Origin of the sequence: Azospirillum rugosum (assembly GCF_017876155.1) — a bacterium.
GTDB classification, from domain to species: Bacteria; Pseudomonadota; Alphaproteobacteria; order Azospirillales; family Azospirillaceae; genus Azospirillum; species Azospirillum rugosum.
This window is the reverse complement of the sequence record NZ_JAGINP010000001.1, coordinates 59726-75067: the sequence shown is the minus strand read 5'-3', so window position 1 is coordinate 75067 and position 15342 is coordinate 59726. Positions and strand designations below refer to the sequence as shown.

15 protein-coding genes and 1 tRNA gene are annotated in these 15342 nt (G+C 68.7%); 7 read left to right on the top strand and 9 right to left on the bottom strand.

What is annotated here, in order from left to right; genetic code table 11:
- Window positions 1–71: 71 nt before the first annotated feature.
- Window positions 72–782 (bottom strand): RlmE family RNA methyltransferase, encoded by a 711-nt coding sequence (locus tag J2851_RS00345; protein WP_209762185.1) that lies wholly within the window; start codon window positions 780–782, stop codon window positions 72–74.
- A 14-nt stretch (window positions 783–796) separates the two neighbouring features.
- Window positions 797–1825, bottom strand: a complete 1029-nt coding sequence (locus J2851_RS00340; protein WP_209762183.1) for a Ppx/GppA phosphatase family protein — start codon at window positions 1823–1825, stop codon at window positions 797–799.
- A 187-nt stretch (window positions 1826–2012) separates the two neighbouring features.
- Between J2851_RS00340 and J2851_RS00335 the strand changes: the two genes are divergently transcribed.
- Window positions 2013–2086 (top strand) — tRNA-Gln (locus tag J2851_RS00335).
- 597 nt (window positions 2087–2683) lie between these two features.
- Here the strand turns inward: J2851_RS00335 and J2851_RS00330 are convergent.
- A complete protein-coding gene (locus J2851_RS00330) occupies window positions 2684–2968 on the bottom strand; it encodes a hypothetical protein (protein ID WP_209762181.1) in 285 nt (94 codons plus the stop codon).
- A gap of 247 nt (window positions 2969–3215) precedes the next feature.
- On the opposite strand from J2851_RS00330, the gene J2851_RS00325 reads away from it, so the two are divergent.
- Entirely contained in the window at window positions 3216–3881 is a 666-nt protein-coding gene (locus tag J2851_RS00325; RefSeq protein ID WP_209762179.1) for a LuxR C-terminal-related transcriptional regulator, read from the top strand.
- A gap of 100 nt (window positions 3882–3981) precedes the next feature.
- On the opposite strand, the gene J2851_RS00320 is transcribed toward J2851_RS00325, so the two are convergent.
- Window positions 3982–4461: a VOC family protein gene (locus J2851_RS00320; RefSeq protein WP_209762177.1), complete on the bottom strand. Its 480-nt coding sequence runs from the start codon at window positions 4459–4461 to the stop codon at window positions 3982–3984.
- Between the two features lie 142 nt (window positions 4462–4603).
- On the opposite strand from J2851_RS00320, the gene J2851_RS00315 reads away from it, so the two are divergent.
- The 3 genes from J2851_RS00315 (at window position 4604) to J2851_RS00305 (ending at window position 7334) form a co-directional block, all read left to right on the top strand.
- Window positions 4604–5308, top strand: a complete 705-nt coding sequence (locus J2851_RS00315; RefSeq protein ID WP_209762175.1) for an aspartate/glutamate racemase family protein — start codon at window positions 4604–4606, stop codon at window positions 5306–5308.
- A 360-nt stretch (window positions 5309–5668) separates the two neighbouring features.
- Entirely contained in the window at window positions 5669–5902 is a 234-nt protein-coding gene (locus J2851_RS00310) for a hypothetical protein (RefSeq protein ID WP_209762173.1), read from the top strand.
- Entirely contained in the window at window positions 5895–7334 is a 1440-nt protein-coding gene (locus J2851_RS00305; RefSeq protein WP_209762171.1) for an SNF2-related protein, read from the top strand. The genes J2851_RS00310 and J2851_RS00305 overlap by 8 nt, the downstream gene beginning before the upstream one ends.
- A 7-nt stretch (window positions 7335–7341) precedes the next feature.
- Here the strand turns inward: J2851_RS00305 and J2851_RS00300 are convergent, their stop codons facing one another.
- Window positions 7342–7833 (bottom strand): acyl-CoA thioesterase, encoded by a 492-nt coding sequence (locus J2851_RS00300; protein WP_211114178.1) that lies wholly within the window; start codon window positions 7831–7833, stop codon window positions 7342–7344.
- Window positions 7834–8060: 227 nt separating this feature from the next.
- Here J2851_RS00300 and J2851_RS00295 point away from each other — a divergent pair, with 227 nt between their 5' ends.
- Window positions 8061–8291: a hypothetical protein gene (locus J2851_RS00295; RefSeq protein WP_209762169.1), complete on the top strand. Its 231-nt coding sequence runs from the start codon at window positions 8061–8063 to the stop codon at window positions 8289–8291.
- Here J2851_RS00295 and J2851_RS00290 read toward each other — a convergent pair.
- The 4 genes from J2851_RS00290 to J2851_RS00275 form a co-directional block, all read right to left on the bottom strand.
- Complete coding sequence (locus tag J2851_RS00290) at window positions 8261–9235, bottom strand: response regulator transcription factor (RefSeq protein ID WP_209762167.1); 975 nt, start codon at window positions 9233–9235, stop codon at window positions 8261–8263. The two genes, J2851_RS00295 and J2851_RS00290, sit on opposite strands and share 31 nt — an antisense overlap.
- A 230-nt stretch (window positions 9236–9465) precedes the next feature.
- On the bottom strand, window positions 9466–10206 hold the full coding sequence (locus tag J2851_RS00285) for a response regulator transcription factor (RefSeq protein ID WP_209762165.1): 741 nt from the start codon (window positions 10204–10206) through the stop codon (window positions 9466–9468).
- Window positions 10207–10243: 37 nt separating this feature from the next.
- The gene (locus tag J2851_RS00280) at window positions 10244–13066 is read right to left on the bottom strand and encodes a response regulator (RefSeq protein ID WP_209763604.1); all 2823 of its coding nucleotides are present in this window, start codon (window positions 13064–13066) and stop codon (window positions 10244–10246) included.
- Between the two features lie 380 nt (window positions 13067–13446).
- Window positions 13447–14373: a LysR family transcriptional regulator gene (locus tag J2851_RS00275; RefSeq protein WP_209762163.1), complete on the bottom strand. Its 927-nt coding sequence runs from the start codon at window positions 14371–14373 to the stop codon at window positions 13447–13449.
- A 106-nt stretch (window positions 14374–14479) separates the two neighbouring features.
- On the opposite strand from J2851_RS00275, the gene J2851_RS00270 reads away from it, so the two are divergent.
- Window positions 14480–15310: an oxidoreductase gene (locus J2851_RS00270; protein WP_209762161.1), complete on the top strand. Its 831-nt coding sequence runs from the start codon at window positions 14480–14482 to the stop codon at window positions 15308–15310.
- Window positions 15311–15342: the final 32 nt, after the last annotated feature.

Below are 15342 nucleotides of genomic sequence, written 5' to 3'. Positions count from 1 at the left end.
TATCGTGTACGACGGCCCGTACGCGCAGGCCTGCCATGACCTGCGCGATCGGTTCTCAACCTGCGGCCGTGTCAGTCGTTCGTGTTCGCGCCCCGAAAACCGGTGGCGACGACATAGGTTTCCGACGATTCCGCCCGGCTGGCCGGCGGCTTCGCATGGCGGACGGTGGTGAAATCGCGCTTCAGCCGCTCCAGCAACGACTTCTCCGCACCGCCCTGGAACAGCTTCGCCACGAAGGCCCCGCCGGGGGCCAGCACCTCCTCCGCGAAGTCGTAGGCCGCCTCGGCCAGCGCCATAATGCGCAGGTGGTCGGTCGCCTGATGGCCGATGGTGGGTGCGGCCATGTCGCTCAGCACCAGGTCGGCGGGGCCGCCCAGAGCCTCCTTCAGCCGGTCGGCCGCGCCTTCCTCCAGGAAGTCGGCCTGCATGGTGGTGGCGCCGGGGACCGGGTCCATGGGCAGGATGTCCAGCCCGACGACCGTCCAGCCTTCCTTCGCCGTCTGCACCTTGTCCACCGCCACCTGGGTCCAGCCGCCGGGGGCGGCGCCCAGGTCGACCACGCGCTTGCCCGGGCCGAGCAGGTGGAACTTCTCATCCAGCTGCAACAGCTTGAAGGCGGCGCGCGAGCGGTATCCGCGCTTCGTCGCCTCGTGCACGTAGGGGTCGTTCAGGTGCCGCTCCAGCCAGCGGGCCGAGGAGGTGGAGCGCTTGGTCGCGGTCTTCACGCGAACGGTGGCGCGGCGTCCACCCGGCTTGGAGGAGGACGGAGGCTTTCCAACCATGATCTCACAGTTCCTTAATACAATTCCCGCGCCGACCCGATCAGCTCCACGAGGATGCCCTCGCGCAGGCCGCGGTCGGCGATGCGCAGCCGTTCGACCGGCCAGCAGTCGCACAGCGCGTCCAGCACCGCGCAGCCGGCGATGACCAGGTCCGCGCGGTCCTGCCCGATGCAGGGATGCCGCGCCCGGCCCTCGAAGTCCAGCCCCACGAGCCGTTCGATGACCGCGCGGGCATGGTCGATGCGCAGGAAGCTGCCGTCCACCGCCCGCCGGTCGTAGCGGCAGAGGCCGAGATGGACCCCCGCCAGCGTCGTCACCGTGCCCGACGTGCCGAGCATCTGCACCTGCCCCGCCAGCACCCGCTCGCGGATGCCGTTCCGCGCCTCGAAGCCGGCGATGGCAGAGGACACCGCCTCCACCATGTCGCGGTACATGCCGCCGCTCACCTCCGGTCCGCCGAACTGCTCCGTCAGGCCGATGACGCCGCAACGGATGGAGGTCTGGTCGAGGATGCGCGGCGGCCGGTTCTTCTCCACCGCCAGCCACATCAGCTCCGTCGAGCCGCCGCCGATGTCGAACACGACCGCGTAGGGCACGGAGTGGTCCAGCAGCGACGCGCAGCCGGCGAGCGCCAGGCGCCCTTCCTCCTGGCTGGAGATGATCTCGATGGCGATGCCGGTTTCCCGCTCCACCGCGTCGATGAACTCGTTGCAGTTGCGGGCGCGCCGGCAGGCCTCCGTCGCGACGGCGCGGGCGGCGGTGACGCCGCGCCGCTCGATCTTGGACCCGCACACCTTCAGCGCGGCGATGGTGCGCTCCATCGCCAGGTCCGACAGCCGGTCGTGGCGGGTCAGCCCCTCCCCCAGCCGGACGATTCGCGAGAAGGCGTCGATGACACGGAAACCGCCGGGAGCCGCCCGCGCGATCAGCAGGCGGCAATTGTTGGTGCCGAGGTCGAGGGCCGCGAACACAGGGCGCGAGGGAACCGTCGAACGCAACCGTCCGGTGTCATTCTGCCGCTCGCTGTGCACCTGCAGGTCCACGAATCCTCCCCGCCACGCTGAAGAGCGGCATCTTAACCCGGTTTCATTCCCGGTTGGAACCCCACGAATGGTGAAAGCTGACCTAACGAAGGTACCGTCCGCAAAAAAAGTCTATACAAGCGCCGGACCCTTTGCTAAAAGGGCGGCCCACGACGGGACGCGGCCCTGACCGCTCCCGGCGACGGTCTGGGGGATCGTCTAGCGGTAGGACAGCGGACTCTGACTCCGCCAGCCTAGGTTCGAATCCTAGTCCCCCAACCAACCTTTCCCAAGCGGCCAGCGATCCAAAGCTCCGAACCTGTCACGCCCGGTGTTGGCGCCGACGCGGTTTCGCCTGCCCCTCTCCACGGCGACCATCGCACCGAAGCTTCCGGCATCAGGCTTGCGCGAGCGCTCCGTCGACGAAAACCTCGCCGCCGGCATGGCGCCGCTGTCCGACCGGCCCATGGGCCCAAAAGGCGGAAAACTGACCATTCCAGCCCGTTCCCAGGCAATCGCGGAACCCTTCGGGAGAGCGCATTACCCCGTGCGGGGAGAGTGTCCGAAGCAACACCGAAGAAACTCGCTTTGTCTTCCTATCCGGTTTTGAGCAGGAAACCATGACCATGCAGCGTTAGCATGGTCTTCCGATTACGGAACCGCTGGGGTGTGATGATGCATGCAAGAAACCGGGGAAGCGGAACGAAGGCTGCTCTGCTGGTTCTCTTGATGATTGTCGCCGCTCTCATTGGCGGATTTTTGGCGGCCTGGGAGTTAGGCAGGCCGAATCAAGCGTCGACACACAGTGGAACGACGCGATCGCTGGCGCTGCCCGTGCTTCCCAGATGGTGATGTCGCGGCCCAGATGGTGATGTCGCGTCAGCGCTTGACGCCGTTTCCATACCGCGAACAGTCATAGTCGTCGGTGCCGGCTTCGGCACGGCCGCCGTTGGATGTGTTGTAGCGCGGATCGTCGCACTGCCCATTGCGGGCATACTGGTTCGAACCGCCTGATCCGAACAACCCGCCGCCTCCGCTGCTCCCGCTCCCGCCGAAAAGCCCGCCGCCGCTGTCGCCGAACAAGCCGCCGTTGCTGGTCTGGTTGCAGGCGCCAAGCGCCAGCGTGGCCGTCAGCAGCATAGAAAAGCCGAACGCGCGTTTCATGAGCAGTGTCCTCCATGGACGGCGTGGATGAATTCCTCTATCCCCATCAACACGTCCGGCCGCCGGTGATCTCGGAATTTCGGCCCATAAGCACGCGAGCGGTTCCGTCGGGGTGCCGCATATACCCCAAAGCACAGGTTCGGCCCCGCCTCATATGGTTAATTTTTTACTAACGTTAGGGTTGGCCTGCACACGAATGATCGGGTAATGTCCGGCCAACGTGATCGCTTTCGAGAGTGACTGGACGATGCACCCTGTTTCCATCCATCTGATCGACGCCAACAAGCTGTTCCGCGAAGGCATGAAGGCCCTGTTCTCCGACGGGGAGTTCCGCGTCACGAACGAGGCGGCGAGCGCGGAAGGGATGCTGTCGGGCGCAGACGGCGAAGCGCCCCAGCTCATCATGCTTGATCCGGCCTCGACGCGGGAACCGGTGCAGGCGGTGGCGGCGCTGAAGAGCCGCTTTCCGGAAGCGCGCCTGGTTCTGCTCGCCACCGAACTGGACACCACGGAGATGGCCAACGCCATCCAGGCGGGGGCCGATGCCTTCCTGATGAAGGACATCTCGCCGGCGGCGCTCGCCCAGTCGCTGCGCCTGGTGATGATGGGGGAAAAGGTGTTCCCCACCCATCTGGCCGCCCTGCTGATCACCGGCAAGGTGAATGCCAACGCCAACGCGCCGCGCGCGCCGAAGGGCCTGTCGGGCCGCGAGGTGCAGCTCCTGCAGCGCCTCCTCCTGGGCGACAGCAACAAGATGATCGCCATCCACCTGAACATCACCGAGGCGACGGTGAAGGTTCATCTCAAGAGCCTGCTGCGGAAGATCAACGTCTCGAACCGCACCCAGGCGGCGATCTGGGCGCTGGAGAACGGCTTCGGCGGCAAGGTGGAAGGGGCCTTGGAAGTCGCCTGACCCACAAGGCCGCCGCCCTGCGGATGGGCGGGCCGGGAACGCCATCCGGCGTGATCCTCCTCGCGAAGACACGCGCCGGCGAGCAACCGGCCCGCTTCACTCAGCCGCGCCGGGCCGCCTCGATCGCCGCGACGTCGATTTTCGTCATGGTCATCATCGCCTCGAACGCGCGCTTGGCTTCGTCGCCGCCGGCCGCCAGCGCCTCGGTCAGCACGCGGGGCGTGATCTGCCAGGAAACGCCCCACTTGTCCTTGCACCAGCCGCAGGCGCTTTCCTGGCCGCCATTGCCGACGATGGCGTTCCAATAGCGGTCGGTCTCTTCCTGATCGTCGGTGGCGATCTGGAACGAGAAGGCTTCGTTGTGTTTGAACGTCGGCCCGCCGTTGAGGCCGAGGCACGGAATACCGGCGACGGTGAATTCCACCGTCAGCACGTCGCCCGCCTTGCCGGACGGGTAATCGCCGGGTGCGCGGTGAACGGCGCCCACTGAACTGTCGGGAAAGGTCTCGGCGTAGAAGCGGGCCGCGGCCTCGGCATCCTTGTCGTACCAGAGGCAGATCGTGTTCTTGGCGCTTGCCATGGCCTGTCCTTCCTCAATCGCTGTTTGCTCTGGCCCCGCACCGTCCGGGACGGCATGCTGACGCCGTCCGGTCGCCGATGGTTCGAGAGTGCCATCGAAGCCGAACAACAGGCGCCAAGCAACAGGCTCGATGGGAGATACGATGAAGACGCTGGGTCTGATCGGGGGCATGAGTTGGGAAAGCACCGCGATCTACTATCGGCACCTCAACGAGATCGCGCGCGACCGGCTCGGCGGGCTGCATTCGGCGAAGCTGCTGCTGTGGTCCGTTGATTTCGCCGAGATCGCCGAGCGCCAGCACGCCGGGGACTGGGACGGGGCCGCGACGCTTCTGGTCGACGTCGCCCGCCGCCTGGAGGGCGCCGGGGCGGAGGCGCTGGTCATCTGCACCAACACCATGCACAAGCTGGCCGGCGCCGTGGAAGCGGCGGTCGGCATCCCGCTCGTCCACATCGCCGACGCGACCGCCGGGCGGCTGAAGGCGGCCGGTGTCAAGCGCCCCGCCCTGCTCGCCACCCGCTTCACCATGGAGCAGGACTTCTACACCGGCCGCCTTCGGGATCGGCACGGGCTGGACGTTCTGGTGCCGGACGAGGCGGGCCGGGCGCTCGTCCACCGGGTCATCTACGAGGAGCTTTGCCGGGGGGAGGTGAAGGCGGACTCCAAGGCCGCCTACCTCGCGGAGATCGAACGCCTGCGCGCGGCCGGCGCCGACAGCGTCATCCTCGGCTGCACCGAGATCACCATGCTGATCGGGGCCGGCGACACCGACCTGCCCGTCTTCGACACCACCCGCATCCACGCCGAAGCGGCCATGGACGTCGCGCTGGGCGACACCGTTCGCTGACGGCGATTCACCACAGAGGCACAGAGACACAGAGATTTCCGTACAAGCCTCCGTCTCACGGGGGCTTGAAAATCCATCTCCGTGCCTCTGTGTCTCTGTGGTTTTCCCGCGTCACTTGCGTCCCTCCCCGGATCCATATAGGATCAAAGTCATAACAAGGGACAACTCCGCCCGTGCGACATCACCGCGTTTCGTGTTTCACAGCGTTTCATTCCGTCGCATATGAGCCACATGCGGGTCACCCTGGTCGGCGTACCCACCGCTCTCGCGTGCAGGCGGCGAGATGCGGTACCATATGGAAAGGTCCGGGCCGCTCAACCGGCCCGGGCCACTCACGGACGGACGGCTGGTGACACAGCGATGCAGGTTGACGAGTATCTGGGCTTCCGCAAAGGCGACGAAGTCCTCGACGCGGCGGAACTGACCGCGGGCACGGCGCGGATCAAGGAGATCCACATCGTTCCCGACGACATGGGTCTGGCCGCCATCGCGGTGATGGAGAACGGCGCGGAGCGCTACATCACGCAACTGAAGAAGGTCAGCCGGCGCTCGTCGGAGGACCGGCCCAACAACGTGACCGTGCTGCATGGCTGACGCGCCCGGCGCGGCGGAGGCCTTCGTTCCGCGCGCCCATCAGGTCGAGGCGCGCGATGCGATCCTGGCGCGGCGCGCCGCCGGTTGGCCGGGCTTCCTGTTGGGCGACCGCACGGGCCTGGGCAAGACGCTGTCGGTGTGGCTGGCCGTGGCCGCCATGCCGGAGGACGAGGTGCTGGTCGTCTGCCCGAAAAGCGCGCTGGCCCATTGGCGCCGGACCATCGCCCGGTCGGGCTGCCGGCCGAAGCGCGTGACGCTCATCAACTACGAGCGGACCAAATCGCTGCTGAAGCCGGTTGCGGCCAGCACGAAGCGCTCGACGCGCGCCAAGAACAACGAACTCGCCAAGTTCGGGGAGCCCAAGCGGACCTGGCCCATCGTCGTCTTCGACGAGAGCCACCGGCTGCGCAACCCGCACTCCCAGCAGACCATGGCCTGCCGCACCATCGCCGACGCGGCGGCCTTCACCGTCTACATGAGCGCCACCGCTGGGCAGGCGCCGCACGAACTGGCCTATCTCGGCGCCCTGCTCGGCCGCGCCGCCGGGACGGACACCGCCGACATCGGCGGGTTCCGCACCCTGATGAAGCGGCTCGGCATCGGCAAGGCCAAGGGGCGCTGGAAGAACTGGTCGTGGGAGCCGAACGAGCGGGACTGCCGCCTGATGGCCGAGCTGCTCTACCAGGGCCCCAACGCCGCCGGCCTGCGCCGCACGCCGGAGGACATCGCCGGCTGGCCGGAGATCGAGCGGGCGCTGGAACCGACCGAGTTCGACCGGGACGAACGCCGCCTCTACGACGCGACCTGGCGCGAGTTCCGGCGGGAGTTCGGGTTGGCCGGCGGCAGCACGCGACGGCCCCAGGGCTGGGCCGCCGACCTGCGTTTCCGCCAGAAGGGCTCGCTGCTGCGGGTGCGCGGCACGGCGGACTTCGTCGAGGAACTGCTCGGCAACGGCCACGTGGTAGCGGTGTCGGTCGCCTTCCTGGAAACGGCGGCCCTGCTGGAGGACACGCTGCGCGGCCGGGGCTGGCGCGTCGGTCGGATCACGGGGGAGCAGGACGGCGACGCCAACGAGGCGACGCGCGTGGCCTTCCAGACCGGCGGGCTGGACGTGGTGGTCTTCACCGTGACGGAATCGATCTCCCTGCACCAGGGGGAGATGCCGGGCGGCGAGGCGCCGCGCGCGCTCGTCGTCCATGACCTGCGCTATTCCGCGATCCAGATGCAGCAGATCGAGGGACGCTGCCACCGCGACGGCCGCAAGGCGACCGTCTGGTACACCTACGCCGAAGACACCGTGGAGGAGCGCGTCGCCGAGGCGGTGGTCGCCCGCATGACCTCCATGGACGCCATGGCCGGCGACGACACCAGTCTGCTGGACGACATCGGGACGATCCTGCGCGCGTCCCTGGAGGAGCGCACGGCCGCGTGACCGCCGGTCAACGCCGCTCGCACGCGATGCGGTACTCCTCCATGGACCGGCGCAGGTCCTCCGGCAGCGGGACGGACTCGAAGCTGTCGAGCGAGGTCGCCACCACGACCAGCTGGCCCGACAGGCGGACCTTCCCGTCGGCCTCCGCCGTGATGCGCAGGGTGATGGAACTGCGGCCGAGCCGTTCGATCACGACGCCGAGCGTCAGCGTCTCGCCCATGCGGCCGGGGATGAGGAAGTCGCACTCCGCGTGCACGATCGGCAGCCCCAGCCGCCGTTCCAGGATCATGCTGGCGTAGTTGAACCCGAGCCCCTGGGTGAACCAGTCCTCGATCACACCGTTGAACATGTCGAAATAGACCGGGAAATACACGATCCCGGCCGGGTCGGTGTGGGAGAAGCGGATCGGCCTCTGCACCCGGAACGCGCCCTCGGGCAGCAGCGGGTAGCGCGTCGCGTGATCGTTCGCGGAGGGCTTGCCCAGCGGGACGACGGTCATGCGGGATTCCTTTTTTGTTCATCGGGTCGGGCTTTTATATTGCCCTGCAGCACGAATAGTCTATAGCACGAATTGTTGAGAAATCACTTCTTGCCGGGACGGGAAGCCGACCACAGGGCACGCGCAGCGCCTCCCCGAAGGAAGTCCTTCGGAAGCGCCGCAGGCCGATCGCCGGGCATGGCGCGTTCCGCATCCGGACGCGACGCGGAAGGGAGCCCTCGACCAGCATGATGAAGGACCCGAAACAAATCGCGCGGGTGGCCCTGCAGTCCGCCCGCGTCAACGTGGAGGTCTACGAGGCCTGCGGCCTGATCACCTCGGATTCCGCCAACGGCCTGCGCTACAAGATCGCGGTGCAGGCGGGGGACGTGAACGGCGACAATTGCCGCTTCCCCGCCTGCGACTGCCCGTGGCCGGACTGCTCGCGTCAGCCCGCCACGCCGACGCTGTCCACATAGCGCTTCATGGCGGCCGCCCCGGCCTCCGTCAGCTCGATGAAGACGCGGCGGCCGTCCTTGTCGTCGGCGATGCGGCGCACCAGCCCGCGGTCGTGCAGGTCGGCGATGCGCCGAAGCGCGGTGGTCTGGGCGACGCCCGAGGCGATGCACAGCGACGACACGGAGATGCGCCGCCCCTGGAGGTGGTTGATCATCAGGTCCAGCAGCATGTCCCAGCAGGGGTCCTCGAACAGCCCCTTGGGAAAGAACTTGCCGCGGGCGGCGCGCTTGCGCTGAATGGCCTGCAAGATGGAAAGATGGTCGTTCGGCGCGTCCGCAACGGCCGACGGGACGGGCGCGACCGGGGCTGGGACCGCCCGCGGCCCCGATGCGAAGGGCTTGACGCGGACCGGCACGCTGTCCTCCCGCAGGGTCCGCACCGTCTCGATGAGGGCGAGACCGTGGCGGTAGGCTTGCTCCAGCACATCGCTGTTGAAGCCCTCCGGTGACGCGGACGCCAGGTCGGCACCGGCATCCTCCCGGGCGGCGAGCGCGCGGCCGAGCGCCCGGTCGAGCTGGGCGCCGTCCTCCGGGGCGGTCACGACGTCGGCGACCTGCAGGCGCATGGCCCGCACGACCTCGTCGGCCGACGGGTTGCGCGCGACCAGGACGCAGGCGACGCCCCGATGGGTGCGGCGCAGCCGCTCGATCAGGGCCAAGCCGTCGAAGCCGGGCGAGCCGCCATCGACGAAGGCGATGCCGATGTCCGGCGCCGCGTCCAGGACGCCCAGCGCGGTGATGACGTCCCGCGCCTCCTGCACGCGATGGCCGCCGCGCAGCCCGCAATCGCGGACGCCTTCGGCGGCGCCAATGTCGTTTCCGATGATCAGGATCGAAGGTGCAACCGCCGAAAGCCCGACCGGCGCACCGAATTCCGCCCCCCGCGAAGCCAGAGACCGCTGCATGCCCCACCCCTTGCCGCTCGTCCGCCGGTGTCGCCCGGCGGCCCGTGGCAGCCCCTGCGCCGCTGCGACGCCGAAGCATCGGACGCCGCAACGTTGTCTCTTACGCGATAGGCCGCCGAACAATTGTTGGTAGTTTCATAGCATTACCTCGTTCGTTTGCGTATCAACGGCCGTTGATGCTTTCGACGGCGCCGCAGCGACACAATCGCTTGCGCGTCGGCAATTATCGGTCACGCCTTCTCCGCTTCGAGCGCATAACCAACCCCGCGCACGGTCACGATGGGCGACGGGCTGCCGTCCTCCAGCCGCATCTTCCGCCGCAGCCGCGTGATCAGCGTGTCCACCGTGTGCTCGCTGATCGACCGCGGGTCGCGGTTGCTGATGACATCCAGCAGATACTCCCGGCTGACCGGGTTGGGGCGCATCGCCGCCAGCGCCGCCAGGATGTTGAACTCGCCCGTGGTGAGCGCAAGGTAGGAGCCGTCGGGCCGGAACAGCGCCCGGCGCACGAGGTCGAGCCGCCACCCGCTGAAGACGAGCGGCGCGTCGGACGGTGCCGCGGGCGCGGCGGGCGCAACCGCGGACGACCGCGCCGCATGGCGCAGCAGGTTCCGGATGCGGATCAGCAGTTCCAGAAGGTCGACCGGCTTGGTCACATAATCGCCGCCCTGGGACAGCCCGGCGATGCGGTCGGTCGGGCTGTCCCGGCCGGTCACGAAGATCAGCGGGATTTCTTCCCCCAGCTTCAGCCGCTCGGCCAGCGCCAAGCCGTCGCCGTCCGGCAGGTTGATGTCCAGCAGCACCAGATCCGGCCGCTGGTCGGCCAGCAGCCCGGCCATCGCCGCGCAGCTGGAGGCCCGCAGCACGCACAGCCCCTGGCGCTCCAGGTAGGAGGCGATCAGGTCCTGGGTTTCGAGCGCGTCCTCGACCAGAAGGACCGTGCGCCCGGCCAGTTCCGACCCGACGCTCATGGTGGGATACGCTCCCGTGACTTCGCTGCCGGCGGCATCATGGAAGCGTCCCTCCCCTTTCCCCCGTCTCGATCGCGCGGAGCACGGCCGCGACGCGGCGCTCCAACACCAGAACCGCGTCGCTCAACGCGTCCTCCTCCCCCTGCCCGGTCGCCGGCCCCGCCTGAACCAGGGTCAGGGCAGCACGCTCCAGCACGCGCGCCTCTTCGCTCAATTCAGGAAAGCCATAGGTTGCCCCGCTGCCCTTCAGGCGGTGCGCCAGCTCCGCCAGCCGTTCCGGCGATACGGAGCGGTCCGCCAGCGCCGCCAGGACCTCGCGGCAGGCCTGCGCGAAATGCCCGAGCAGCCGGTCCCGGTCCGACGGCGTGAGGCCGGCCGGCGCGAGGGCGTCGGGCCGCACCGCGTCGGTCGGCGCGTGCCGGGCCAGCGCATCGTGCAGCACATCCGGATCGACCGGTTTGGACACCACCTCGTCCACCCCGGCGTCGAGGTATTGGGCGCAGTCCTCAGGCGAGCTGTTGGCGGTCACCGCGATGATCGGGATCAGGGCGCGGTCGGGATCGGGCAGCGCCCGGATGCGGCGCGCGACCTCCACGCCGTCCATCCCCGGCAGCCGCATGTCGAGCAGCACGACGTCCGCGGGCGCCTCGAAGAGCCGGGCCAGCGCCTCCTCCCCGCTCTCCACGCAGACGACCCGATGCCGTCCCGGGGCGAGATACTCGCGCATGACCGCCTGATTCTCCGGCGCGTCCTCGACCAGGAGGATGTCGAGCAGCCCGGGCTCCGGCAGCCGCGTCGTCCGCGCGCGCGCGGGAACCGGCACCGGCCGGGTCGGCACCGTGACCGAAAACACCGATCCGCCGCCGGGCCGGTTCTGAAGGTCCACCGCTCCGCCCATCAGCCCGGCCAGCCGCTTGACGATCGCGAGGCCGAGCCCCGTGCCGTCGCGCCACCCGCCGACGCCGCGCTGGAACGGCTCAAAGATGATCGCCCTTGCGGCCAGCGGCACGCCCGGCCCCGTGTCGGCGACGGTCAGCACCAGCGTCATGCCCCCGAACACCGCGCTCGTCGCGGCCGGGCGAGCGGACAGGCCGACCATGACGCCGCCCTGCTCCGTGAACTTCACCGCGTTGCTCAGCAGGTTCAGCACGATCTGGCGAAAGCGCACCGGGTCGATCCAGAAGCGGGTGGCGCCAATGCCCGTGACCTCCAGCGTCAGGCGCAACCCCTTCTCCTCGGCGCTGGGCTGCACCAGGGCAACCGCGTCCTCGACGAGGCCGGCGACGTCGGTCGGCTCCGGCTCAAGCTCCGTCCGGCCGGCGTCCAGCCGCGCCAACTCCAGCACGCTGTCCAGCATGGTCACCAGATGGCGCCCGGCGTCGTCGGCCACGCGCAGCCGTTCCCCCAGGCGCTCCGTCGCCCCTTCCCGCCGGATCACCCGCACCATGCCGAGCAGGGCGTTCAGCGGCGTGCGCACCTCGTGGCTGAGATTGGCGAGAAACCGCTCCAGCATTGTCGACTTGTCCGACAAGGCCCGCGTGCGTTCGGCGATCTGGCGCTCCAGCCCCTCGTTGAGGGCGGCAAGCTCCTGCGACAGGTCGCGGACGTTGTCGAGCGCCGTCACCACCCGGCGGCCGAGCACCAGCGCGTGCGAGAACATGAAGAGCAGCGCGCCGTAGGGGACGAGGTCGATGCTCTGAAACAGGTGCGCGTACATCAGCGCGTCGTGCACCACCGACCCCAGAAAGGCCAGGGCGCCGCCACCCAGCAGCAAGGCGCCGAAATGGCGCCGCCACGCCGCCACGGCCAGGCACCAGGCGAAGTACAGTGCCGAGAGGACCAGCAGCAGGCTGGCGACGTCGCGGAAGCGCGTGAAGACCGCCGGCTGGGTGAACAGCACCATCAGGACACCGGCAACCGATACGCCGAGCATCACCCGGCCGACCCACCGGTGCAGGCATCCGGGAAACAGCGACCGCAGCAGGTGGAAATAGATGGGGTAGAACAGGTAGATCGGCAGGTATTCCAGCCGATAGGCCCAGGCCTCGGGCACCTCTGGGAAGAACAGGCGCAGCAGGCCGCTGGTGCAGACCAGCCGCATCGTGCAGGCGGCCAGCAGAAGCACCAGGTAGACCGCGGCCGCCGACACCCCGCGGCGGACGAAGGCGGCGATGAACAGGGCCATCAGCGCCAGCGACATCAGCGCGCCGGCGTTGGTCATCAGCTGGCGCTGCCAGACCCGGGCCAACTCTCCGTTGCCATCCAGGTGCAGGGTGCGGCCGATGCCGCCTTCGACATGGAAGTGGTTGGAGATCTCCAGCGCCAGCTCCATCACCCGGCGCCCGCCCGGCAGGGTGGTGAAGCGCGTGGCGGAGACCGGCTCCTCCGTCGCGGCATCAAGCGACGGCTTGCCGGCGGCGACGACGGCTTGCCCGTCCACCCACAGCCGCGTGGCGGAATAGGCGGTCGGTAACTGCAGCGTCAGCGGCGGCGTGCCGGGCGGCAGCAGAAGTTGCAACCGGAAGGTTGCCGCGCCCTGCCCGTCCATCCTTCCGCCATCGGGGCGCACGACCCCGTTCCAGATCAGGGGAAGCGTGACCGGCACCCAGAGCTTTCCGTCCGGCAGGGGCAGCCGCTGCCAGCTTTCCTCCCCCGCCAGCCGACCCCAGGAGACGAGCCATTCGCCGTCCAGTTCCACCACCCCGTCCTTGCCGGGGTTCCAGGACCGCAGGTCGAGGACGCCGTGTTCCGCCTTGAAGCCATCCCGCGCGCTGGCCGGATCGGCCGAGAACAGCAGGACGACGGCGGCCAACCAGAACCACATCAACGACCCGATGGCGGCGGGAATCACGGCAGGCATCGTCACACGGTGGATCCGAGGCGGGTATCGATGGGACCGATGCACCGGACCGCACATCCTTGGGCTGTGGCAGGCACGAGATCAGGGCCGGCACGAACGACTCTTGGTTGTTCGACCGCTCCAATCCCTTGTTGGGTAGCGCAAAACGTCCGGCGAGGAAACAGCGACGCTGCGGCACGATTAAAGCACGGTTTCCAATCCAAGTCTCCCGGATTTCGTCCTATACACGGACGGTTTCGGAGCCGACGGCGCGGATGTAAGTCACATTCGGCCTATGGGCTTCCGGTTGCAGGATCGGGGCTGGCTTTTGCTGGCTACAAGTCCCGTTCGTTTACGGCCTTGCCAGTCTGTATTGAGCGGGAGCATTGACGATTGGATCGTCAGTCGACGGAGTCACGCACCGGCTGTCCGGCCCGCACCGCGTCGATGAAGGCGCGCAGCGCCGGGGCCATCTGGCGCTGCTGCGGGTAGCAGAGGAAGTGGCCGGGAAAGCGCGCGGACCAGGGTTCCAGCAGCGGGACCAGCCGTCCCGACGCGATGTGCTCCCGCACCGTATCCTCGACGACGAAGCCGATGCCGATCCCCTGAAGCGCTGCCCGCAGCGCCATCGGCTTGTCGTCGACGATGAGCGGCCCGTCCACCACCACCTCGAACCACGCCCCGTCCTCGAAGAACTCCCAGGCGTAGGGGATGGGACGGCCCGGCCAGCGCCAGCGGATGCAGCGGTGCCGCACGAGGTCGCGGGGATGCGCCGGGGCTCCGTGTACGGCCAGATAGTCGGGCGACGCGACGGCGAGCTGCCGCATGTCGGCCCCCAGCCGCACGGCCACCATGTCGCGCTCGATCACCTCCCCGATCCGGATCGCGGCGTCGAAGCCGCCGGCCACCACGTCGACCACCGCGTCGTCCAGCGTGACGTCCAGGACGACGTCCGGATAGTCCCGCGCGAAGGCGGGCAGGATCGGCTCGATGTACATTTCCGCCGCGGAGCGGAAGCTGTGGATGCGGACGGTCCCGGCCGGCCGTTCCCGCTGCTGGCGGGCCTGGCCGATGGCGTCGCCGAGCTGCGAGACGGCCGGGCGCACGCGCTCGAACAGCCGCTCGCCCGCCTCCGTCAGCACGACGCTGCGCGTGGTGCGGTTGAACAGCCGCACGCCGAGCCGCTCCTCGAAGCCGCGCACCATCTGGCTCAACGCCGACGGTGACACGCCCAGCCGCTCCGCCGCCCGGCTGAAGTTCAGCGTCTCCGCGACCGCCAGGAAGGCGCGCAGCTGGTTGTAATCCGCGCTGGAGAGAAGGGTGTCCATCGCCGCAGGATGGTATCTTTAAGTACAGCTTACAAGCCCTGTCAGTTTCGGCCCCATTCTGAACCTGAGGTGTCCGGCGTATCTCCATCCCGAAAGGAGACACCGCATGACGACATGGTTCATCACCGGCATTTCACGGGGACTGGGATACGCGCTGGCCAAGGCGGCGCTGGCGGAAGGGGACACGGTCTATGGCACCGTCCGCAGCGGAACGCCCGACCTTCCGACCGGCCGCGGAACGCTCCACGTCGCGACGCTCGACGTCGCCGACGGGGACGCGGCCGAGGCGGCGGTCCATGACGCCGTCGCGCGGATGGGGCGGATCGACGTGCTGGTCAACAACGCCGGCTACGGCCTGCTCGGCGCGATCGAGAAGGCCACCGACGACGAGGTCGCGCGCCTGTTCGCGGTCGACCTGTTCAGCCCCTTCCGCATCATCCGGGCGGCACTGCCCCATCTGCGCGCCCAGGGGTCGGGGCACATCGTCAACATCACCTCCATCGCGGGGCGCGCGCCGGGCGTCGGCTCCGGCCTGTATTGCGCGGTGAAATTCGCATTGGAGGGCCTGTCGGCGAGCCTCGCACCGGAGGTCGCCCCCCTCGGCATCAAGGTGACGGCCGTGGCGCCGGGCGCCTTCCGCACCAACTTCCTGTCGGCCTCCTCGATCCGCTGGAGCGAGTCCGAGGATTCGGCCTACGCCGCCAGCGTCGGGCGCAGCTCCGCCGCCTTCAACGCCGCTGACGGCCGGCAACTGGGCGATCCCGACCGCGCAGCAAAGGCGATCCTCGCGGCCGTGCGGTCGGACAACCCGCCGCTGCACCTCCTGCTCGGGTCGGACGCGCTGCGCCGCGCCCGCACGAAGCTCGACGCCGTGATCGCCGAGATGAACGCGTGGGAAGAGTTGACGCTCAGCACCGACTTCCCCGACGGGGAGTGATCAAGGCACCCGGGGCCGGTGGATCCCGGCCC